20 protein-coding genes are annotated in these 20,853 nt (G+C 75.9%); 13 read left to right on the top strand and 7 right to left on the bottom strand.

The features are described from left to right. The first annotated feature begins 8 nt into the window (after positions 1-8). Complete coding sequence (gene pepN / locus ACI798_RS18580; protein ID WP_457048620.1) at positions 9-2,561, top strand: aminopeptidase N; 2,553 nt, start codon at positions 9-11, stop codon at positions 2,559-2,561. 78 nt (positions 2,562-2,639) lie between these two features. On the opposite strand, the gene ACI798_RS18575 is transcribed toward pepN, so the two are convergent. Genes ACI798_RS18575 through ACI798_RS18565 form a run of 3 tightly spaced genes read right to left on the bottom strand, consistent with a single transcriptional unit; the run spans position 2,640 to position 4,993 of the window. Then, entirely contained in the window at positions 2,640-3,092 is a 453-nt protein-coding gene (locus ACI798_RS18575; RefSeq protein WP_456940760.1) for a DUF5130 family protein, read from the bottom strand. A 48-nt stretch (positions 3,093-3,140) separates the two neighbouring features. Further along, the gene (gene ctaJ, locus ACI798_RS18570) at positions 3,141-3,524 is read right to left on the bottom strand and encodes an aa3-type cytochrome oxidase subunit CtaJ (protein WP_457048619.1); all 384 of its coding nucleotides are present in this window, start codon (positions 3,522-3,524) and stop codon (positions 3,141-3,143) included. Next, positions 3,521-4,993, bottom strand: a complete 1,473-nt coding sequence (locus tag ACI798_RS18565; RefSeq protein ID WP_456940762.1) for an amidase — start codon at positions 4,991-4,993, stop codon at positions 3,521-3,523. Before ACI798_RS18565 ends, ctaJ begins: the two co-directional genes overlap by 4 nt. A gap of 38 nt (positions 4,994-5,031) precedes the next feature. On the opposite strand from ACI798_RS18565, the gene kynU reads away from it, so the two are divergent. After that, a complete protein-coding gene (kynU, locus tag ACI798_RS18560) occupies positions 5,032-6,285 on the top strand; it encodes a kynureninase (protein WP_457048618.1) in 1,254 nt (417 codons plus the stop codon). Positions 6,286-6,322: 37 nt separating this feature from the next. Here kynU and ACI798_RS18555 read toward each other — a convergent pair whose 3' ends face one another. Both ACI798_RS18555 and ACI798_RS18550 read right to left on the bottom strand, forming a co-directional pair. After that, positions 6,323-7,201, bottom strand: a complete 879-nt coding sequence (locus ACI798_RS18555; RefSeq protein ID WP_457048617.1) for an SCO6745 family protein — start codon at positions 7,199-7,201, stop codon at positions 6,323-6,325. Continuing rightward, positions 7,198-7,725 carry an HNH endonuclease gene (locus ACI798_RS18550; RefSeq protein WP_456940765.1) on the bottom strand — a complete coding sequence of 176 codons (528 nt, stop codon included), beginning with the start codon at positions 7,723-7,725 and terminating at the stop codon, positions 7,198-7,200. The genes ACI798_RS18555 and ACI798_RS18550 overlap by 4 nt, the downstream gene beginning before the upstream one ends. Before the next feature lie 227 nt (positions 7,726-7,952). Between ACI798_RS18550 and ACI798_RS18545 the strand changes: the two genes are divergently transcribed. The 6 genes from ACI798_RS18545 to ACI798_RS18520 all read left to right on the top strand — a co-directional run bounded on the left by ACI798_RS18545 (position 7,953) and on the right by ACI798_RS18520 (position 16,176). Further along, positions 7,953-10,040: a prolyl oligopeptidase family serine peptidase gene (locus tag ACI798_RS18545; protein WP_457048616.1), complete on the top strand. Its 2,088-nt coding sequence runs from the start codon at positions 7,953-7,955 to the stop codon at positions 10,038-10,040. Between the two features lie 53 nt (positions 10,041-10,093). After that, a complete protein-coding gene (locus tag ACI798_RS18540; protein WP_456940767.1) occupies positions 10,094-11,104 on the top strand; it encodes a mechanosensitive ion channel family protein in 1,011 nt (336 codons plus the stop codon). After that, positions 11,101-12,411, top strand: a complete 1,311-nt coding sequence (locus ACI798_RS18535) for an MFS transporter (RefSeq protein WP_456940768.1) — start codon at positions 11,101-11,103, stop codon at positions 12,409-12,411. Before ACI798_RS18540 ends, ACI798_RS18535 begins: the two co-directional genes overlap by 4 nt. Further along, positions 12,408-12,839: a globin gene (locus tag ACI798_RS18530; RefSeq protein WP_456940769.1), complete on the top strand. Its 432-nt coding sequence runs from the start codon at positions 12,408-12,410 to the stop codon at positions 12,837-12,839. The genes ACI798_RS18535 and ACI798_RS18530 overlap by 4 nt, the downstream gene beginning before the upstream one ends. Before the next feature lie 54 nt (positions 12,840-12,893). Then, positions 12,894-14,486, top strand: a complete 1,593-nt coding sequence (locus ACI798_RS18525; protein WP_457048615.1) for a glycoside hydrolase family 13 protein — start codon at positions 12,894-12,896, stop codon at positions 14,484-14,486. A 151-nt stretch (positions 14,487-14,637) separates the two neighbouring features. Further along, positions 14,638-16,176 (top strand): ATP-binding cassette domain-containing protein, encoded by a 1,539-nt coding sequence (locus tag ACI798_RS18520; protein ID WP_457048614.1) that lies wholly within the window; start codon positions 14,638-14,640, stop codon positions 16,174-16,176. A gap of 66 nt (positions 16,177-16,242) precedes the next feature. Here ACI798_RS18520 and ACI798_RS18515 read toward each other — a convergent pair whose 3' ends face one another. Beyond that, positions 16,243-16,611: a hypothetical protein gene (locus tag ACI798_RS18515; RefSeq protein WP_456940772.1), complete on the bottom strand. Its 369-nt coding sequence runs from the start codon at positions 16,609-16,611 to the stop codon at positions 16,243-16,245. A 625-nt stretch (positions 16,612-17,236) separates the two neighbouring features. Between ACI798_RS18515 and ACI798_RS18510 the strand changes: the two genes are divergently transcribed. The 5 genes from ACI798_RS18510 to ACI798_RS18490 all read left to right on the top strand — a co-directional run bounded on the left by ACI798_RS18510 (position 17,237) and on the right by ACI798_RS18490 (position 20,276). Next, complete coding sequence (locus ACI798_RS18510; protein ID WP_457048613.1) at positions 17,237-17,800, top strand: biotin transporter BioY; 564 nt, start codon at positions 17,237-17,239, stop codon at positions 17,798-17,800. After that, entirely contained in the window at positions 17,797-18,537 is a 741-nt protein-coding gene (locus ACI798_RS18505) for an energy-coupling factor ABC transporter ATP-binding protein (RefSeq protein ID WP_457048612.1), read from the top strand. The genes ACI798_RS18510 and ACI798_RS18505 overlap by 4 nt, the downstream gene beginning before the upstream one ends. Further along, positions 18,534-19,199, top strand: coding sequence for an energy-coupling factor transporter transmembrane component T family protein (locus ACI798_RS18500; RefSeq protein ID WP_457048611.1), 666 nt, complete (start codon positions 18,534-18,536; stop codon positions 19,197-19,199). Before ACI798_RS18505 ends, ACI798_RS18500 begins: the two co-directional genes overlap by 4 nt. After that, entirely contained in the window at positions 19,196-19,723 is a 528-nt protein-coding gene (locus ACI798_RS18495) for an MOSC domain-containing protein (protein ID WP_457048610.1), read from the top strand. Before ACI798_RS18500 ends, ACI798_RS18495 begins: the two co-directional genes overlap by 4 nt. 109 nt (positions 19,724-19,832) lie before the next feature. Continuing rightward, entirely contained in the window at positions 19,833-20,276 is a 444-nt protein-coding gene (locus ACI798_RS18490) for a YccF domain-containing protein (protein ID WP_456940777.1), read from the top strand. A 9-nt stretch (positions 20,277-20,285) separates the two neighbouring features. Here the strand turns inward: ACI798_RS18490 and ACI798_RS18485 are convergent, their stop codons facing one another. Then, positions 20,286-20,699: an acyl-CoA thioesterase gene (locus ACI798_RS18485; protein WP_456940778.1), complete on the bottom strand. Its 414-nt coding sequence runs from the start codon at positions 20,697-20,699 to the stop codon at positions 20,286-20,288. Positions 20,700-20,853 lie beyond the last annotated feature (154 nt).

Below are 20,853 nucleotides of genomic sequence, written 5' to 3'. Positions count from 1 at the left end.
TGCCGGGCGTGGCCGTACCCAACCTGACCCGCGACGACGCCGCCGCACGCGCCAGCCTGCTCGACGTCGACAGCTACGACCTCCGGTTCGACCTCACCGACGGTGAGGGGCGACCGGGCAGCGGGACCTTCCGCTCGACGACGACGGTGCACTTCACCTGCCGCGAGCCCGGCGCCGCCTCGTTCGTCGACCTGGTCGCCGAGACCGTCCGGTCCGCCACGCTCAACGGGGTCGAGCTCGACGTCTCCACCTACACCGAGGAGGGCGGCCTGCCGCTGCCCGACCTCGCCGCCGACAACACCCTCGTCGTCGACGCCGACTGCCGGTACTCCAACACCGGCGAGGGCCTGCACCGCTTCGAGGACCCCGAGGACGGGCAGGTCTACCTCTACACGCACTTCGAGCCGGCCGAGGCCAAGCGCGTGTTCGCCTGCTTCGACCAGCCCGACCTCAAGGGCACCTACGAGGTGCACGTCGTCGCGCCGTTCGACTGGCAGGTCGTGTCCAACAGCGGCGGCCGCACCATCGAGGCCGGGCCGGGGGGCTCGCAGCTGGTGCACTTCGAGCCGACCAAGCGGCTGTCGACCTACCTGGTCGCGCTGATCGCCGGGCCCTACGCGCGGGTCACCGACTGCTACGAGGACATCCCGCTGGGCCTGTTCTGCCGCGCGTCGCTGGCGAAGCACCTGGACCCGGAGGAGCTGTTCCGGGTCACCAAGCAGGGCTTCGAGTTCTACCACCGGGTCTTCGACTACCCGTACCCGTTCGACAAGTACGACCAGGTGTTCGTGCCGGAGTTCAACGCCGGCGCGATGGAGAACGCGGGCGCGGTCACCGTGCTGGAGGACTACGTCTTCCGGTCCCGGACCAGCCGGGCGCGTTACGAGCGGCGCGCCGAGACGGTGCTGCACGAGCTGGCGCACATGTGGTTCGGCGACCTCGTGACCATGCGCTGGTGGGACGACCTGTGGCTCAACGAGTCCTTCGCCACCTACATCTCCACGCTGTGCCAGGCCGAGGCCACCGAGTACACGACCGCGTGGACGACGTTCGCCAACGCCGAGAAGGCCTGGGCCTACGCGCAGGACCAGCTGCCCTCGACCCACCCGATCGCCGCGGACATGGTCGACGTGGCCGCCGTCGAGGTGAACTTCGACGGGATCACCTACGCCAAGGGCGCCTCGGTGCTCAAGCAGCTGGTGGCCTACGTCGGCCGCGAGGAGTTCCTGGCGGGGATCCGCCGCTACTTCCGCACCCACGAGTACGGCAACACCACGCTGGCGGACCTGCTCGATCCCCTGTCGGAGGCCACCGGCCGCGACCTCACCGAGTGGTCGGCGCAGTGGCTGGAGACCAGCCAGGTCAACACCCTGCGTCCGGTGTACGAGCTCACCGAGGACGGCCGCTACGCCTCGTTCGCCATCGAGCAGACCGCCGTCCCCGAGCACCCCGTGCTGCGCCGCCACCGGCTGGCCGTGGGCCTCTACGACCGCGGGCCGGACGGGCTGACCCGCACCACCCGGGTGGAGCTCGACGTCGACGGCGAGCGCACCGAGGTGGCCGAGCTGGCCGGGCACCCGGCGGCCGACCTGGTGCTGGTCAACGACGACGACCTCACCTACGCCAAGCTCCGCCTGGACGACCGCTCGCTGGCGACGCTGCGCGAGGCGATCGGCACGGTCCCCGACTCCCTCGCCCGCGCGCTGTGCTGGGCCGCCGCCTGGGACATGACCCGCGACGCCGAGCTGCCCGCCCGCGAGTGGGTGGAGCTGGTGCTGGCCGGCATCGACGCCGAGACCGAGACCAGCGTGGTGCAGTCGCTGCTGGCGCGGGTGCAGTCGGCGCTGACCTCGTACGCCGACCCGGCGTGGGCCGAGACCGGCTGGGCGGCGCTGGCGGACAAGGCGCTGCAGGCGCTGGAGTCGGCCGAGCCGGGCAGCGACGAGCAGCTGCAGTGGTCGCGCACCCTGGCCGCCGCCGCCCGCACCGGCGAGCACGCCGCGGTGCTGCGCGGGCTGCTCGACGGCTCCCGCACCGTCGAGGGGCTGGCCGTCGACGCCGACGCCCGCTGGGCCTTCCTCCACGGCCTGGTGGCCATCGGCGCGGCCGGCGACGCCGAGATCGACGCCGAGGCCGAGCGGGACGCCACCGCCACCGGGGTCCGGCGTGCGGCGACCGCGCGGGCGCTGCGCCCGACCGCGGAGGCCAAGGCGGACGCCTGGCAGCAGGCGTTCCACGACGCGTCGGTGCCCAACGCCGTCCACGAGGCGCTGGTCGCGGGCTTCTGGCACCCGGCGCAACGCGAGCTGACCGCGGAGTACGTGGACCGGTACTTCGCCGAGATCGGCCCGATGTGGGAGCGCCGTCCCGGCGAGATCGCGAAGAACGCCGTGCAGTACCTGTTCCCGCCGGTGGTCGAGGAGCGGACGCTGCAGGCCGCCGACAGGTGGCTCGGCCGGGAAGGGCACCCGGCGCCGCTGCGCCGGCTGGTCTCCGAGGGCCGCGACGGCATCGCCCGCGCGCTGCGCAACCGGGCGCGGGACGCCGCGGCCGGCGCCTGACCCGCTGCACGCGAGAGGCCCAGGACCCGGCGGGTCCTGGGCCTCTCGCGTGCGGCCGTGGCGCGGTGCGCCGCGCGGCTAGTGGAGCCGGGCGCCCCGCGGGTGGCCGGCCTGGTCGGACAGCTGCCGCAGGCCGTTGACGATCCCGCCGACGAGGTCACCGGAGGCGAAGGAGTTGGTCATCGACAGCACCGCGAGCGCGCACGCCCGGTCGGGCAGCCGGCGGGCGGCCGAGGCGCCGGTGACGACCTCGATGACCCGCTGCCCGGGCGAGACGGCCAGCAGCACCGACTCGGCCGGGTCGCCGCCGCGGGCGTGCAGCTCCTCGGCCCGGATGCGGGTCTTGGGCCCGAGGTCGCCGATCCAGAGCGTGAACCGCAGGCCGGTCTCGCGCGAGGACATGGTCAGCGCCTCGTCGAGCCGCGCCAGCTCGCGGTAGCTGAAGATCGTGTCGTAGCCCTCGTCGGCCCGGTTGGGCGCGGTGTCGACCGTCCCGGTGTCGTGGGCGTCGGCGTCCAAGACGCGGGTCATCGCCGGCCTCCTGAGGCGGTCGCGAGGTGGATGGGGATCACGGGGCGGTCACCAGGTGCCGCGGGCGCCGCCGAGCGGGCCGCCGGCGGACGGGGCCGGCGCACCGGCGGAGACGGCGGTCGCGCCGCGCGAGCCGGCGATCACGTGCGAGCCGGTGGTGGTCCCGTGCCCGCTGTGGCCCCCCTCGAGCGCCGCGGGCTCGCCGTACAGCGAGGACCCGACGGCCTGGGTGTCGCCGTGGCCGGCGGCGTGCGTCGGGGCGTCCTTCGGCTGCGGCTCGTACCAGACCGGCTCGTGCTCCCAGGGCTGACCCGGCTTGTACCGGACGCCCTGGCGCTTGCGCCCGCCCGGCAGGTAGGTCAGCGCCCACAGGAGGACGAACACCGCCAGCGGAGCCACGAGGAAGACGAGCAGGGTCTCGACGACGGTCACGCCCGGAATCTACCGGTGTCCGTGGTCGGCTGTGCGCGCGTGTCCCAGCCCGGCGGGTGGCGGTGCGCCCACGGCCGGGCCTGCTCCAGCTGGGCGGCGAGGGCGATCAGGGTGGCCTCGTCCGCGGGCCGCCCCACGAGCATCGTCCCGACCGGCAGGCCGTCGCCGGTCCAGTGCAGCGGCACGCTGACGGCGGGCTGGCCGGTGACGTTGTAGAGCGCGGTGAACGCCGCGTAGCGCTTGTTGCGCTCGAAGTCCTCGGCGCCGTCGCCGTCGGCGTCGAACCAGCCCAGCGGCCGCGGCGTCATCGTCGTCACTGGGGCGACGAGGACGTCGAACCCGTCGGTGGCCTCGACGTAGCGGCGGGCGAACAGCCGCAGCGCGTTGAGCGCCTCCATCGCCGCCTGCGCCGACAGGGCCAGCCCGCGGGCGCGCAGCTCCCGGGTGAGCGGCCGCAGCTCCCCCACCCGGTCCGGCGGCACCGGCAGCGTCGTCCCCGACAGCGACCACACCCGCTCGAAGGCGCCGAGCACGTCCGGGGCGAGCAGACCGGGCGGGACGTCGACCACCTCGTGCCCGAGGTCGGTGAGCAGCGCGGTGGCGTCGTCGAGGGCCGCGGCCACCTCCGGCTGCAGCACCGCGCCGGGCATCGGGGACTCCAGCGCCCGGCCGATCCGCAGCCGCCCGGTCGGCCGGTCCGCGGCGGCGAGGAAGGTCTCCCCCGGCGGCAGCGGCGGCGCCCAGGCGAAGTCACCGGTGACCGGGCCGGCCATGGCGTCGAGCATCGCGGCGGCGTCGCGGACGGTGCGGGCCAGCGGCCCGTTGGTGCCCAGCCCGGTGACGTCGCTGCCCAGCGGTCCGTTGCTGATCCGCCCGCGGGTCGGCTTGATGCCGAACAGCCCGTTGATGCTGGCCGGGATGCGGATCGAGCCGCCGCCGTCGCTGCCCTGGGCGAAGGGCACCATCCCGGCGGCGACCGCCACCGCCGCGCCGCCGCTGGACCCCCCGGCCAGCCGGGCGGGGTCCCACGGGCAGCGGGCAGGGCCGGCGACGTCGTTGTCGGTGTAGCAGGGGTAGCCGAACTCCGGGGTGTTGGTCTTGCCCAGGCTGATCGTCCCGGCGGCGGCGAGCTTGGTGACGACGGCGTCGTCCACCGTGGGCACGAAGTCGGCGAACACCGCGGAGCCGAAGGTGGTGCGCACACCGGCGGTGTTGTTGAGGTCCTTGATCGCCGTCGGGACGCCGAGCAGGGGCGGCAGGTCGCCGCCGCGCAGCACCCGGGCCTCGGCCCGGGCCGCCGCGGCCCGCGCGCGCTCGGGCGTGACGGTGACGAAGGCGCCCAGGCCGGCGTCGAGGGCCTCGATGCGGGCGAGGGCGGCCTCCACCAGCTCGACGGGACTGACCGTCCGGTCCCGGACGGCGGCCGCCTGCTCCAGCGCGGTGAGCTCGTGCACCTGCGTACCGGTCACGGGCGGCGACGCTAGCCCCGCCCGGTAGACAGGTCGCCGTGCACCTCTCCCGCGCGCACGCCGAGGCCCTCGACGACGCCGACCCGCTGGCCGGGTTCCGCGCCCGCTTCGCCGGCGTCGACGACGCCCTGCTCTACCTCGACGGCAACTCGCTGGGCCGGATGCCCGTGGACACCCCGGCGGCGCTGGCGCGGGTGGCGGAGCAGGAGTGGGGCCGCGGGCTGGTCGGCTCGTGGGCGTCGTGGATCGACGTCGGCACGCGGGTCGGCGACGTCATCGGCACCGGTGTCCTCGGCGCCCGGCCCGGCGAGGTGCTGCTCGGCGACTCGACCACCGTCGACCTCTACAAGCTCCTCGTCGCCGCGGCCGACGCCCGCCCGGGCCGGGATGTGCTGGTCTGCTGCGCCGACGACTTCCCCACCGACCGCTACGTGGTCGCCGGGGTCGCCGCCGCGCGCGGGATGACCGTGCGCGAGGTGCCCGCCGACGTCGACGAGGGCCTGGACCCGGCGGTGCTCGCGGCGGCGCTGGACGGGCGGGTCGCCGTCGTGGTGCTGTCCGCGGTCGCGTACCGCTCGGGCGCGCTGGCCGACGTCGCGGCGGTGACGGCGGCGGCCCGCGACGCCGGCGCGCTGGTCGTCTGGGACCTCTCGCACGCGGCCGGGGCGGTGGAGCTGGACCTGACCGCGAGCGGCGTCGACCTCGCCGTCGGGTGCACGTACAAGTACCTCAACGGCGGGCCCGGCGCGCCGGCGTTCCTCTTCGTGCGGCGGGAGCTGCAGGAGACCCTGCGCCAGCCGATCTGGGGGTGGTTCGGCCAGCGCGACCAGTTCGCGATGGGCCCGGCCTATGACCCGGTGCCCGATGTCGGGCGGTTCGCCACCGGGACGCCGCCGGTGCTCGCCGCCGCGGCGGTCGAGGTGGGCGCGCGGCTGGTGGCCGACGCCGGCATCGGCCGGCTGGCGGCCAAGGGGCGGGCGCTGACCGGGCTGATGACCGACCTCGCCGACGCGCACCTGGCGCCGCACGGCGTGGCGCTGGCCAGCCCGCGCGACCCGGCACGGCGCGGGTCGCACGTCACGCTCGCCCACCCGCACGCCTGGCAGCTGACCCGGGCGCTGGTCGACCGCGGCGTGGTGCCGGACTTCCGCACGCCCGACCGCGTGCGCCTCGGGATCGCGCCGCTGTACACGCGGTTCGTCGACGTCTGGGACGCCGTCGACCGGTTCCGCGCCCTGCTCGAGGACGGCGCCTGGGCCGCCTACCCCGAGGAGCGCACCCGCGTCACCTGAGCAGTGCGGCAGAGATGGCCGTCTCTGCCGCCAGTGGTCAGTCGGGGTCGGGTGGGACGCCGATCGGGTTGCGGTCGGGGAAGAGCCCGGCGGTGACGACGGCGCGGCGCAGCGGCACCAGGAGCTCGGCGAGCCGGTCGCAGCGGGTGTCGCCGAGCGTCCGCCACGGGCCGAGCGCGAGGCGGTCGGTGTTGGCCTCGATCGCGGCGACCATCGCCAGGCCCTCCGCGGACAGCTCCACGTCGTCGGGCCCGCTGCCGTCGAGCCAGCCGCGCCGGGCGAGCTCCTCGGCGGCGGCCGCCCACGCGTCGTCGTCCCACCCGCGGGCCTTCTGCAGCCACGCGCGGTCGACCCGGCCGGCCGCGGCCACCAGCACGTGCGCGCCGGCACCGGACACCTCGCGGTCCAGCAGCGCCGCGTTGTGCCCGTCGCCGCGGTGCTCGCGCAGCGTGGTGAGCGCCTGCCACAGGGCCAGGTGCGGCTCGTCCGGCTCGGCCACCGCCGCGTTGGCCGCCGCCAGCGGCCGGCCGGGCAGGTCGACCGCCTCGGCGGCGATCCGGGCCAACTCGGCGGCCTCGGCGGCCTCGGCCGAGCCCGCCCACTCCCCCAGCACCCGGCGGGTGACGGCGTCGACGGCGGCCAGCCGGACCCGCAGCGCGTCCGCCGGCGTCACCGCCGCCCAGACGCCGGGCACCCGGCGGGCGACGAACGCCGGCGCGAAGTTGTAGAAGGTGGCCGTGACGACCGCGGGGCCGACCGGCCCGAGCGGCGCGGCGCGCAGCGCGAAGTAGACGGCCCAGAAGCCGGACAGGCCGGCCTCCTCACCCGCGGACCGCGCCTCGTCGGCGAAGTAGGTGAGCGCGTGGTACGGCTCGCCCAGCGCCCAGAGCCGGCGCGCGGTCCCCGCCGACGTCACGCCGAGACGCTCTCGGGCATCCCCAGCCACTCCCGCCAGCGGGGGTCCACGGTGCGCGCGCCGAGCAGCCGCCAGGCCGCGCCGCTCGGGGTCCGCGGCGGGTGCGGCAGCTGCCAGCCCATCTCGGCCAGCGACCGGTCGGCCTTGGTGTGGTTGCACCTGCGGCAGGCGGCCACGACGTTGTCCCAGGTGTGCGTGCCGCCGCGGCTGCGCGGGACGACGTGGTCGATGCTCGTGGCCGACCCGCCGCAGTAGACGCAGGTCTGCCCGTCGCGGGTGAACACCGCCCGCCGGGACAGGGGCACCTGCGCGGGGTAGGGCACCCGCACGAAGCGGGTGAGCCGCACGACCACCGGGACGGCGAGGGCCACCCGCTCGGCGTGGACCACCTCCGCGGAGTCGTCCACCGGGACCGCCTTCTCGGCCAGGACCAGGACGATCGCGCGGCGGCTGGAGACCACGCACAGGGGTTCGTAGGTGGCGTTGAGCAGCAGCGTGGCCGCCGTCGTGCCGGACGAGGGCACGGGCAGCCGGGGGACGGGGACGGGGTCGCGCCGCGGACCTGGGTGGCCCGCCGGCGACGACCCGGACGCGGAACGCGACACGGATCACCTCCGACGCCCCGGACCGCCGTACCGGGGCGGCCGCACAGGGCTGCGTCCATCCTGCCCTGACCTGGGCCTCCGGCGCGCGGGGAAACGACTCCGGAGGGTGCCGGGGCGCCGGTGAGGGCGCCGTTACGGTGGTGCGGGTGCGCTACCCCGACGCCGAGAGACTCGACCTGGTCGAGGACCTGCACGGCCACCGCGTGGCCGATCCCTACCGCTGGCTCGAGGACCCCGACGACCCGCGGACGCAGGCGTGGACCGCCGCCCAGGACGCCCTCACCGCCGACGTCCTCGGCGCGCTCCCCCTGCGGGCCGACCTCGCCGCCCGGCTCGAGCGGCTGGTGCACGCCGGCGCCGTCGGCGTCCCGGTGCACCGCGGCGGCCGCGCCTTCTCCACCCGCCGCGACCCCGGCCAGGAGCACGCCGTCCTGCGGGTGCGCGAGGCCGACGGCAGCGTCCGCGTGCTGGTCGACCCGATGGCCGTCGACCCCTCGGGGACGACGACGCTCGACGCCTGGGCGCCGTCGTGGGAGGGCGACCGGCTGGCCTACCAGCTGTCCACCGGCGGCGACGAGGAGTCGCGGCTGTACGTCCTCGACGTCGCCACCGACGAGCGGCTGGACGGGCCGGTCGACCGGTGCCGCTACTCCCCCGTCGCCTGGCTGCCCGGCGGCGAGGAGCTCTTCTACGTCCGCCGGCTCGCACCCGGCCAGGTGCCCGCCGGCGAGGAGCCGTTCCACCGCCGGGTGTGGCGCCACCGGGTCGGCGCCGACCCCGACGGCGACGTCCTGGTCCACGGCGAGGGTCTCGACCCCACCAACTACTACGGCGTGCGCACCAGCCGCGACGGCCGCTGGCTGGTCGTCTCCGCGTCGGCGGGCACCGCTCCGCGCGACGACGTCTGGCTGGCCGACCTGGCCGGGGACGGCGCCCTGCGCGAGCTCCAGGTCGGCGTCGACGCGCAGACCGCGGCGTGGGTGGCCCGCGACGGGCGGCTGTGGCTGCTCAGCGACCGCGGCACCCCGCGCTGGCGGCTCGCCGTCGCCGACCCGGAGGACCCGGCCACCTGGGCGGTGGAGGCGTGGGCCGACGTCGTCCCGCAGGCCGAGGACGGCGTGCTGTCCGACGTCGCGCTCGTCGACGGCGCCGACGGCTCGCTGCAGGTGCTCGCCGTCCACTCGGTCGACGCCACCGACCGGCTCTCGGTCTGGGCCGGTGACGGCTCCGGCCGGCTGGCCGAGGTGACCGGCCTGGGCGCCGGCAGCGTCTCCGGCGTCAGCGCCCCGCCGGAGGGCGGGACGACGGCCTGGGTGGGGTACACCGACCACGCGACGCCGCCGTCGGTGCTGCGCTGGGACGCCTCCGCGCCGACGGCGCTCGTCGAGGACGAGCGCGCCCCCGTGGCCGGCGAGGTGCCGGAGGTGACGGTCGTCGAGACGCACGCGACATCGGCGGACGGCACCCCGGTGCACCTGTTCGTGCTGTCCGGCACCGGCACGCCCGACGCCCCGCGGCCGACCGTCCTCTACGGCTACGGCGGGTTCAACGTCGCGCTCACCCCCGCCTACTCGGCGCAGGCGCTGGCCTGGGTCGCCGCGGGCGGGGTGTGGGCGGTGGCCAACCTGCGCGGCGGCTCCGAGCACGGCGAGGAGTGGCACCGCGCCGGCATGCGCGAGCGCAAGCAGAACGTCTTCGACGACTTCGCCGCGGCCGGTGAGCACCTGGTCGCCCAGGGGTGGACGACGTACGGGCAGCTCGCGGTGATGGGCGGGTCCAACGGCGGCCTGCTCGTCGGCGCCACCCTCACCCAGCGGCCCGGCCTCGCCGTCGGCGTCGTCTGCAGCGCCCCGCTGCTGGACATGGTCCGGTACGAGCGCTTCGGCCTGGGCCGCACCTGGAACGACGAGTACGGCACCGCCGAGGACCCGGAGGAGCTCGGCTGGCTGCTCGGCTACTCGCCGTACCACGCCGTCCGGGAGGGCGCCGCCTACCCGGCGACGCTGTTCACGACCTTCGAGTCCGACACCCGCGTCGACCCGCTGCACGCCCGCAAGCTCGCCGCCGCGCTGCAGGCCGCGACGAGCGCCGACGCGCCGGTCCTGCTGCGGCGGGAGACGTCGGTGGGCCACGGCGCCCGGGCGGTCAGCCGCACCGTCGGCCTGGCCGCGGACCAGCTGGCCTTCCTCGCCGCCGCGACCGGCCTGTCCGGATGGCGCGCGGATCACTCCTGATCCGTCGCTCCGACCTGACACCATGGAGGGTGATGACTGCTCCACCCTCCGTAGTGACCGCCGCTGCTGACAGCGGGCTCGCCGGCACCATGCCCGACTGCGTCTCCGACCCGACGACGCTGTGCGCCAAGGTCTACGAGCTGTTCGGCGTCGACTGGCTCGCGAACAACGCCGAGGCGCTGATCGAGAAGCCGGCGAAGATCCTGCTGGTCGTGGTCATGGCCGCGGTCGTCCGGCTGCTGCTGCACCGGGCGATCCGGCGGCTGACCGACCGCACCGCCACCGGGTCGATGCCGACGATCCTGCGGCCGCTGCGCAACCGCACGGCCGCCGGCGGCGGCGACCCGCTCGAGCAGGTGGCCGCCCGGCGCACCCAGCGCGCCGAGGCGATCGGGTCGGTGCTGCGCAGCTTCGCCTCGTTCGTGGTCATGGGCATCGCCGTCGTCCTCGTGCTCGGCGAGCTCGGCATCAACCTGGCACCGATCGTGGCCAGCGCGGGTGTCGTCGGCGTCGCGCTCGGCTTCGGCGCGCAGAACCTGATCAAGGACTTCATCGCCGGGATCGGGATCATCCTGGAGGACCAGTACGGCGTCGGCGACGTCGTCGACCTCGGCGAGGCCAGCGGGACGGTCGAGGCGGTGGGCCTGCGGATCACCCGGCTGCGCGACGTCAACGGCGTCGTCTGGTACGCCCGCAACGGGGAGATCCTGCGCGTGGGCAACAAGAGCCAGGGCTACGCGCAGGTGGTCATCGACATGCCCGTCGCGCACGACACCGACCTCGAGCGGTGCCGCACCGTCATGCAGGAGGTCGCCGACGCGATGTACGCCGAGGACGAGTGGGCCGCGGTGCTGCTGGCCGAGCCCGAGTCCCTCGGCGTCGAGCAGATCCTCTCGGAGGGCGTCTTCATGCGGGTGCAGGTGCGCTCCACCAACGCCGACCAGTGGCGGGTCGGCCGCGAGCTGCGCATGCGGCTCAAGGAGCGGTTCGTCGCCGAGGGCATCAAGACCCCGCCCCCGCTGATCGGCGCGTCCTCCAGCGCCGCGGCCGCCGGCGCCCGATGAGCACCGGGGACGGTCGGCGGGCCACCTCCGAGGGAGAGGCCACCCAGCGGGCCACGTTCAGTGAGGTCTTCGCCGTCCGCGAGTTCCGGCCGCTGTTCGGCACCTACACGCTGTCGACCATCGGCGACGAGCTCGCGCGGGTCGCCCTGACCGTCCTCGTCTACCAGCGCACCGACTCGCCGCTGCTGTCGGCGTTCACCTTCGCGCTGGGCTTCCTGCCGTGGGCGCTCGGCGGCCCGGTGCTGGCGACGATCGCCGACCGCTTCCCGCGGCACCGGGTGCTCATCGCCAGCGACGTCGTCCGCGCGGTCCTGGTCGCCGGCATGGCGGTCCCCGGGACGCCGCTGCCGCTGCTGCTGGTCCTGCTCTTCCTGGTCGCGCTGTGCGCGCCGCCGTTCGAGTCGGCGCGCTCGGCGCTGATGGCCGACGTCCTGGAGGGCGAGCGCTACGCCGTCGCCACCTCGCTGACCAACGTCAGCCTCCAGGTGGCCCAGGTGGTCGGGTTCCTCGCCGCCGGCGGGCTGGTCACCGTGCTCAGCCCCTCGGTGGTGCTGCTGCTGGACGCCGCCACCTTCGCCGTGTCCGCCGTGTGGCTGACCCTCGGGCTGCACCGGCGGCCGGCGCCGGGGGACGAGCTCGCGGCGCCGTCGTCGGTGTGGCGGGAGGCCGGCGAGGGGCTGCGGCTGATCGGCGGCAGCCCGCGGCTGGTGGCGATCATCGCGCTGCTGTGGGTCGGCACCCTGTTCGCCAACGCCGCCGAGGGCATCGCCGCCCCGCTGACCGACGAGCTCGGCGAGGGCGCGGTCCAGGTGGGCGTGCTGCTGGCGGCCAACCCGCTCGGGGTCACCGTCGGCGGCCTGGTGGTCGCCCGCTTCCTCGGGACGGCGCGCAGCGACCGGCTGATGCCGGTGCTGGTGGGCCTGTCGCTGGCCCCGGTGCTGCTGGCCGGCCTGGTCGCCATGACCGCGGGCCCGGGGCGGGGCGCGTTCGCGGTCGTCGTCGGGCTGGTGTTCGTCGCCGGGCTCGGCGCGTCCTGGGCCATCCCGCTCAACGTCGCCTTCGTGCAGGCGGTGCCGCCGGCCTACCGGGGCCGCGCCTTCGGGGTCGCGGTCAGCGGGCTCTACGGCATCCAGGGCGTCGGCGCGCTGGCCGCCGGCCTGGCCGCGGAGGGGCTGCCGCCGAGCGCCGTCGTCGCGCTGGCCGGCGGGATCGGGCTGGTCGCGGTCGTGCCGCCGCTGCTCGCCTACGGGCGCACCCGGGCCCTCGTGGCAGAGGACCGCCCGGCTGCGGGACCATCGGTGTCATGAGCGAGGCGAGCCGGTCCCTGCCGTCGGCGCGGACCTTCTACGAGGAGGTCGGCGGAGAGCCGACCTTCCGGCGGCTCGTCGCCCGCTTCTACGCCGGCGTCAAGGCCGACCCGGTGCTCGCGCCGCTCTACCCCCAGGACGACTGGGAGGGCGCCGAGACCCGCCTGCGCCGCTTCCTCGAGCAGTACTGGGGCGGCCCCACCACCTACTCGCAGGAGCGCGGGCACCCGCGCCTGCGCATGCGGCACGCCCCGTTCGCGATCGGCCCGGCCGAGCGCGACGCGTGGCTGCGGCACATGCGGGACGCCGTCGACACCCTCGACCTGACCGAGGAGCAGGACGCCACCCTGTGGGGCTACCTGCAGATGGCCGCCCGCAGCATGCAGAACCGCTGGCCCGACGACGCGCCCGGCACCCTCTCCATCTGAGCCCGTCCTCCCGCCGTCGGCGGAGGCGCACGCCCGCACACCCCTAGGAGCCCGGTGAGTTCCCTCACCCCTGCCCGACCGTTCCGCCGCACCGACGCCGGCTGGTGGCGGGACGCGGTCTTCTACCAGGTCTACATCCGCAGCTTCGCCGACGGCAGCGGCGACGGCGTCGGCGACCTCGCCGGCATCCGCGCCCGGCTGCCGCACCTGGTCGACCTCGGCGTCGACGCGCTGTGGATCACGCCCTTCTACCCCTCGCCGATGGCCGACCACGGCTACGACGTCGCCGACCCGCGCGACGTGGAGCCGGTGTTCGGTGACCTCGCCGAGTTCGACGCGCTGCTGGCCGAGGCGCACGCGGCCGGCATCCGGGTGACCGTCGACCTGGTGCCCAACCACAGCTCGCACCAGCACGAGTGGTTCCAGGCGGCGCTGGCCGCCGGCCCCGGCTCGCCGGAGCGGGCGCGTTACCTGTTCCGGGACGGCCGCGGGCCCGACGGCGCCGAGCCGCCGAACAACTGGCCGTCGGTCTTCGGCGGGCCGGCCTGGTCGCGGGTGCCCGACGGCCAGTGGTACCTGCACATCTTCGCGCCCGAGCAGCCCGACCTGGACTTCACCAACCCCGAGGTGCTCGCCGACCTCGAGGAGACCATGCGGTTCTGGCTCGACCGCGGCGTCGACGGCTTCCGCATCGACGTCGCCCACGGCATGGCCAAGCCCGCCGGCCTGCCCGACATGGAGCCCATGGAGGACACCGGGCTGCTCGACGACCACGGCCCGGGCGACCACCGGTTCGACAACGACGGGGTGCACGAGGTGCACCGGCGCATCCGCGCCGTCCTCGACGAGTACCCCTGCACCATGGCCGTCGGCGAGGTGTGGGTCTCCGACGACGACCGGCTGGCCGACTACCTGCGCGCCGACGAGCTGCAACTGGCGTTCAACTTCAAGCTGCTGACCGCCGACTGGACGCCCGAGGACCTGCGCGACGCCGTCGTCCACTCGCTGGCCACCGTCGACGGGACCCCGGCGCCGGCCTGCTGGGTGCTGTCCAACCACGACCGGCCCCGGCACGTGACCCGCTACGGCGGCGGCGAGACCGGCACCCGGCGGGCGCGGGCGGCGGCGCTGCTGCAGCTGGCGCTCCCCGGCGCGGCCTACGTCTACAACGGCGACGAGCTCGGCATGCCCGACGTCGACCTGCCCGACGAGGTGCTGCAGGACCCGATCTGGGAGCGGTCCGGGCACACCGAGCGCGGCCGCGACGCCTGCCGCGTCCCGGTGCCGTGGTCGGGCACCGAGCCCTCCTACGGCTTCTCCGCGCAGCGGGAGACCTGGCTGCCGATGCCCGAGGGCTGGGGGCCGCTGACCGCCGAGGCGCAGGCCGCGGACCCGTCGTCGGTGCTGTCGCTGTACCGGGCGGCGCTGGCGTTGCGGGCGTCGTCGCCGGCCTTCTCCGGCGAGTCGCTGGAGTGGCTGCCCGCGCCCGAGGGGTGCCTCGCCTTCCGCCGGCCCGGCGGCCTGGTGTGCCTGGTGAACCTGTCCGCGGAGGCGGTGCCGCTGCCCGAGGGCCGGGTCCTGCTGGCCAGCGCCGATGTCGCCGGCGGCGCCCTGCCGGTCGACGCCGCGGTCTGGCTGCACGCCTGACCGGCGTGGGCGCGGCGCTCCCCGTCTCGGGAGGCGCCGCGCCCGCGCGCGGGTAGCATCGGTATCGGAACAGAGCGTCACGGGGGGACGCTGACGCCGCGGTCGACCGACCCGTGTCGGCGGCCCTGTGCCGGGGGAGGCGCGCCCACCGATGACGTTGTTGCAGGTCCAGGGCCTGGTGAAGTCCTTCGGGGCCCGCCGTGTCCTGCGGGACGTCTCCTTCACCCTCGGCGAGGGCGAGATCGTCGGGCTCGTCGGCACCAACGGGGCGGGCAAGTCGACCCTCGGCGACGTCATCGCCGGCATCACCCCCGCCGACGCCGGCTCCATGACGCTGCAGGGCCACCCCTACGCGCCGCTGTCGGCCGACGACGCCCGCCACCTCGGCGTCGGCGTCGTCCAGCAGCTGGTCCACATCGACCCCGGGCTCACCGTCGCCCAGGCGGTCTTCCGCGGCACGACCCAGACGGGGCTGCCGCCGCGCGAGCTGCGCCGGCAGGCCCAGGTGCTGCTCGCCGAGGTCGCCCTCGACGTCGACCCCGACACCCCCGTCGGGGACCTGCCGCACTTCGTGCACGGCCTCGTCGAGGTCGCCCGCGTGCTCGCCGAGGACACCCGCCTGGTGGTGCTCGACGAGGTGTCGGCGCCGCTGCTGCCCTCGGAGGTCGGCCGCCTGCACGCCGTCGCCGCCCGGCTGGGCCGGCAGGGCCGCGGCGTCCTCTACATCAGCCACCGGCTGCCCGAGATGCTCGAGGTGGTCGACCGGGTGCTCGTCCTGCGCGACGGGAGGATCGCCCTCGACGCGCCGGCCGCGACGCTGGACCCGGCGCGGCTGGCCGCGGAGACCGTCGGCGAGCCGGTGACGCCGCCGGAGCCCCGGGTGGCCTCGGCGCCGGAGCCGGCGCCGGCCGAGGAGGCCCCCGTGCGCGTGTCCCCGCGGCTGGTGCCCTCCGACGAGGTGGTGCTGCGGGTCCGCAACCTGCGGGTGCCCGGCGCGGTCGAGGGCGTCGACCTGCTGCTGCGCCGCGGCGAGGTGATCGGGCTGACCGGGCACCGGTCCTCCGGCGTCCGCGAGATCGCCGAGGCGCTGTCCGGGGAGCTGCCGGCGGTCACCGACGAGCTGCAGCTGCTCGGCGAGCAGCGCTCGCTCGGGTCCTCCGGGGACGGCCCCGGGCTGGAGCTGCCGGTGTACCGCCCGGACGAGGACGCCTACGGCGTGGACCCCGGCGAGACGATCGCCCGGACGATGACCCAGGAGGCGTGGGGCTCGCTGTCGGACCTGCGCAAGGAGATCGCCCAGCTGCGCGGGGTCATCCGGACCGTGCACCGGATGGACGTGAAGACGCTGAGCATCCGCACGGTGTTCGGCGCGCTGTCCGGCGGCGACCAGCACAAGCTCGCGCTCGCCCGGTGGATGTCGGAGTGCGCGCGCGACGTCGTCGTCCTCCACGAGCCCACCCGCGGCCTGGACGTGCGGGCCCGGCGGCAGGTCCGCCAGCTGCTCGACGAGGCGACCGCGCACGGGACGTCGGTCGTCGTCGTGTCGGTGGACCCCGACGAGCTGGCCGAGTGCTGCGACCGGGTCGGCATCGTCGCCGGCGGCCGCGTCGCCCGGTGGATCGACACCGGTGAGCTCGCCGTCGACGCGGTGCGCGACCGCATCGTCGAGGCCGCCACCGCAGCCGCCTGAAGCCGGGTGCTGCTGCGCCGGCACCCGACCCGGCCCCCGTCCGGGTCGGGTGCCGACGCCGCCGGCTCAGACGCTGACGGTCGCCGCGACCGCGCGCAGCTTGTGCCGCGCCAGCGCCAGGTTGGCGGTCACGCGGTTGAGCACGAGGTAGATGAACAGGCCGGCGTTGCCCTGCCCCTTGAGCACGTTGATCAGGTGGTACTGGCTCTGCAGCGTGATGAGGATGTCCTCGACCTCGTCCTTGAGCTCGAGGTCGTTGATCGTGCGCAGCTTGGCGCGCACGACGTTGGAGTTGCCGGCGGCCGCCACGTTGAGGTCGAAGCCGGGCGTGCCGCCCGCCGCGAGGGCCATGCCGCTGTCGATGTCCACGATCGCTGCGCCGTTGGCGCCCTCGATCGCGAGCAGGTCGGCGATGACGTTGTCGAGTGATGCCACGGAAAGGGCTCCTGTCGTCTCGAGAGGGGGACGCAGCGACGGGCTGCGCACCGGGCCGGGAGGCGACCCGGGTCGACCGGACGGGCCGGGCGTCTGGGGAGGCACGGCGTCCTCCGGCGGCACGGCCGGCGGGACGTCGTGCGCCGCACCGGCCGGGGCCGGGGGCGGTGGGTGCTGGGACTCCGGGCGGCGCGCCGGCTCCTCGACGGCGGGCGGTGGGGGCGGCGGCAGGGGCACCGGCGCGGTGAGCCGGGTGGCCCCGGCGCGCCCGGGCCACGGGTCCCGACGCGGCTCTGGGCCGGCGTCCGGGGTGGCAGCCGAGGTGGCAGCCGAGGTGGCTCCGCGTGGCTCGTGACGTCCCCGCGACCACAGCGACGCCCACCACCCGGTTGCCATGCAGATACCGCCCCGTCCCCGCCTCCGCCGAAGGCCTCAGCGACCCCAGACAACACGTGCCGGGCGGCCCGGGCAAACCGGCGGACGTATCTGCAGGTGAGCGCGCGGACACCGACGGCGACGGGATCGGGAGGACCCCGGGACGCCCGCCGGGCGGCTCCCGCCCGGCTCTCGGGTACCTTCCGCGGGGACCGCGCGGGCCCGTCCCGCTGCCTGTGGAGGAGACACAGTGAAGACCCGGGACCTCGCCTACGTCGCCCTGTTCGCCGCGATCATCGCCGTGCTGGGGACCCTGCCGGCGATCAACGTCGGACCGGTGCCCATCACCGCGCAGACCCTCGGCGTCATGCTCGCCGGCAGCGTGCTGGGCGCCCGCCGCGGCTCCCTCGCGGTCCTGCTGTTCCTGGTGCTGGTGGCGATCGGGCTGCCGCTGCTGGCCAGCGGCGCGGGCGGCCTGGCGCCCTTCGCCGGCCCGACGGCGGGCTACCTGTTCAGCTGGCCGGTGGCCGCGTTCGTGATCGGCTGGCTGACCGAGCGCACCTGGGACCGCTACAACGTCCTGGTCGGCACGGCGGTCAACGTGGTCGGCGGCATCGTCGTGGTCTATGCCGTCGGCGTCCCGGTGCTCAAGGCCGTGACCGGGCTGCCGTGGGCCGAGGCGTTCTGGACGGGCGCCGCCATCTTCGTCCCGGGCGACCTGTTCAAGGCCTTCGTCGCCGCGGCCATCGCCGACGTCGTCCGGCGCAGCTACCCCGTCATCGACCGTCCCCGCCGGGCCGCCGGCACCCGGTGAGGCTCCGCCGTCCCGGTCCGGCGCCCGCCGCGGACGAGCTCGCGGAGCCGGGGCGCGGCATCGAGCTGCGCGGCGTCGGGCACCGGTACGGCGACCGGGTGGTGCTCGAGGGCCTCGACCTCACCCTGACCGAGCCGCGGGTCGGCGTCATCGGCGCCAACGGCTCGGGCAAGAGCACCTTCGCCCGGCTGCTCAACGGCCTGGTGGTGCCCACCGAGGGGCGGGTGCTGGTCGACGGGCTGGACACCCGCACCCAGGTGCGCGCGGTGCGGCGCCGCGTCGGGTTCGTCTTCCAGGACCCCGACGCGCAGATCGTGCACCCGACGGTGGCCGAGGACGTCGCCTACGGGCTGGAGAACCAGGGCGTCCCGCCCGACGAGCGGGCCGCCCGCGTCGCCGAGGTGCTGGCCCGCTACGGCCTGGCCGGGCACGCCGACCACCCCGCGCACCTGCTCTCGGGCGGGCAGAAGCAGCTGCTGGCGATCGCCGGCGTACTGGTCATGCGCCCCGCCCGCATCGTGTTCGACGAGCCGACGACGCTGCTGGACCTGGTCAACGCCCGGCGGGTGGCCGAGCTGGTCGCCGGGCTGGAGCAGCAGGTCGTCGTCGTCACCCACCACCTGGAGCTGCTCGACGGCTTCGACCGGGTGCTCGTCGTCGACCGCGGCCGGGTGGTGGAGGACGCCGCCCCCGGCCCGGCCGTGGCCGCCTACCGCGCGCTGATGGCCGGCCGGTGACCCTCGCGCTGTACGTCCCGCGGGCCAGCGTCGTCCACCGGCTGCCGGCCGGGGTCAAGCTGCTCGCCCTCGCCGTCCTCGCCGTCGCGCTGTTCTGGCTGCCCACGCTGTCCGCGGCCGGCGCGGCCCTGGCGGGGGTGCTGGTCCTCGGCCTGCTCGTCGCCCGGCTGCCGGTGGCCGTGCTGGCCCGGCAGGCGCGGGCGATGACGTGGTGGGTGCTGGCCCTGCTGGTCGTGCACGCGCTGACCACCGACCTCCGGACCGGCGCGCACGTCGCGCTGCGCCTGCTCACGCTGGTGCTGGCCGCGGCCGTGGTGACGGCGACGACGCGGGTGAGCGCGATGGTGGCCGTGGTCGAGCGGCTGGCGACCCCGCTGCGGCTGGTCGGCGTGCGGCCGGCGCGGGTCGGGCTGGTGGTCACCATGGCGCTGCGGTTCATCCCGGTCCTCGTCGAGCGCGCCGACCGCATCCGCGAGGCGCAGGCGGCCCGCGGCGGCTCCCCCCGCGGCCTGCGCGCGCTGCGGACGACGGTCGCCCCGCTGCTGGTGCAGGTCCTGCAGATGGCCCACGACGTGAGCGAGGCGCTGGACGCCCGCGGCGCCGACGACGTCCCGCCCCCGCGCCGCCGCCGGCGCTCCCCCGCCCCGGAGGTCTCCCGATGACCGTCCTCGAGATCTGGACGACCCCGGCCGCCGCCGCGCCCATGCGGCGGGTCCCCTCCGCGCGGCTGCTGGCCGGGCGCGGGCTGGAGGGCGACCGCTACGCCCTCGGCGGCGGCACCTGGGCGCGCTACCCGGACCTGGAGAAGCAGCTGACCCTGATCGACGCCGACGACGTCGCGGCGGTCGCGGCGGAGGTGGGTGTGCCGCTGACGCCGGGCGACACCCGCCGCAACCTGGTCACCACCGGGGTCGACCTGCCCTCGCTGGTGGGCCGCTGGTTCGCCGTCGGGGACGCGCTGCTGTTCGGGGTGAAGCGCTGCCCGCCGTGCGCGCACCTCGAGCGGCTCACCGGCGCCCGGCTGGTGAAGGCGATGGTGCACCGCGGCGGGATCAACGCGGCGGTGTTCGCGGGGGCGGAGGTCGCCGAGGGCGCCGTCCTCCGGCCGGTGCCGGAGGAGGAGGCCGCCCGCCGCGGGGCGCCGACCGGGGCGGACCGGCCGGTGCCGCGGATCGTGGCCGGCTGAGCGCTCGGACCAGCCGGCAGGAGCGGAGGACCTCGTCCCGGCCGGTCGGCCGCCCCCGAGCCGTCCCGCCGGCGCGGAACCCGGCGCGCCCGCGGTCCGTCGTCTGTGTGTGGACACCCTCCGCACGCTGCTGAACCTGGTCTGGCTGGTCCTGCAGGGCTGGCTGCTCGCCCTGGCCTACGCCTTCGCCGGCGTGGTGGCCTGCCTCCTGGTGGTGACCATCCCGTTCGGCATCGCCTCGTTCCGGCTCGCCGGCTTCGTGCTGTGGCCGTTCGGCCGCACGACGGTGCGGGCGCCGGGCGCCGGCGCCGCGTCGGCGATCGGGAACCTGCTGTGGTTCCTCGTCGCCGGGTGGTGGCTGGCACTGATCCACGTGCTCGCCGGGATCGCCTTCTGCGTGACGGTCATCGGGATCCCGTTCGGGATCGCGTCGTTCAAGCTGGCCGGCGTCGGGCTGTTCCCGCTGGGCAAGCGGGTGGTCGAGACCGCTCCCCCGCGCGACTGGATGCACGCCGGCAGCGGCGTGGTGCAGGCCGCGCCGGCCGGCCGCTGACGCCGGGGCTCAGCCCTCCGGCTCGTCGGCCCAGCGGGCGAGGAACTCCTTCTCGTCCGGCGTGAGCCGGCGCGGCCGGTCGATGGAGAAGTCGAAGGGCACCAGCAGCGTGCTGCCGGTGACGGCGAGCCGCTCGTGGTCGAAGACCTCGTAGTGGCAGGTGAAGGCGGCCGCGCGGACGCCCGACACCCAGATCTGCACGTCCAGCGGCCGGGCGGAGTAGACGACCGGCCGCTTGTAGGCGATCTCGTGCGCCGCGACGACGGTGCCGCGGCGCAGTCCGGTGCGCTCCTCCAGCGACGCCCGCTCGAAGAACAGCGCGACCCGCGCCATCTCGAAGTACTGCAGGTAGACGACGTTGTTGACGTGGCCGTAGGCGTCCATGTCCGACCAGCGCATGGGGACCTGCACCGTGAACCGCACGGTCCGACACCCTGCCGCACGCCTGCCGCGCCCGTCGACCGCGGCTGCCCGCGCCGTGTGCACGTGCCGCGCCCTGGACCGCCGTCCACCCACGCCGGGTGCACACCGCACCCGAGACGCCGACGGCCGGCCGGAGCAGGTGCTCCGGCGGGCC

Source organism: Geodermatophilus sp. SYSU D01045, assembly GCF_054050295.1.
Note: the sequence above shows the minus strand (reverse complement) of the source record. Positions and strands in the feature narration are given on the sequence as shown.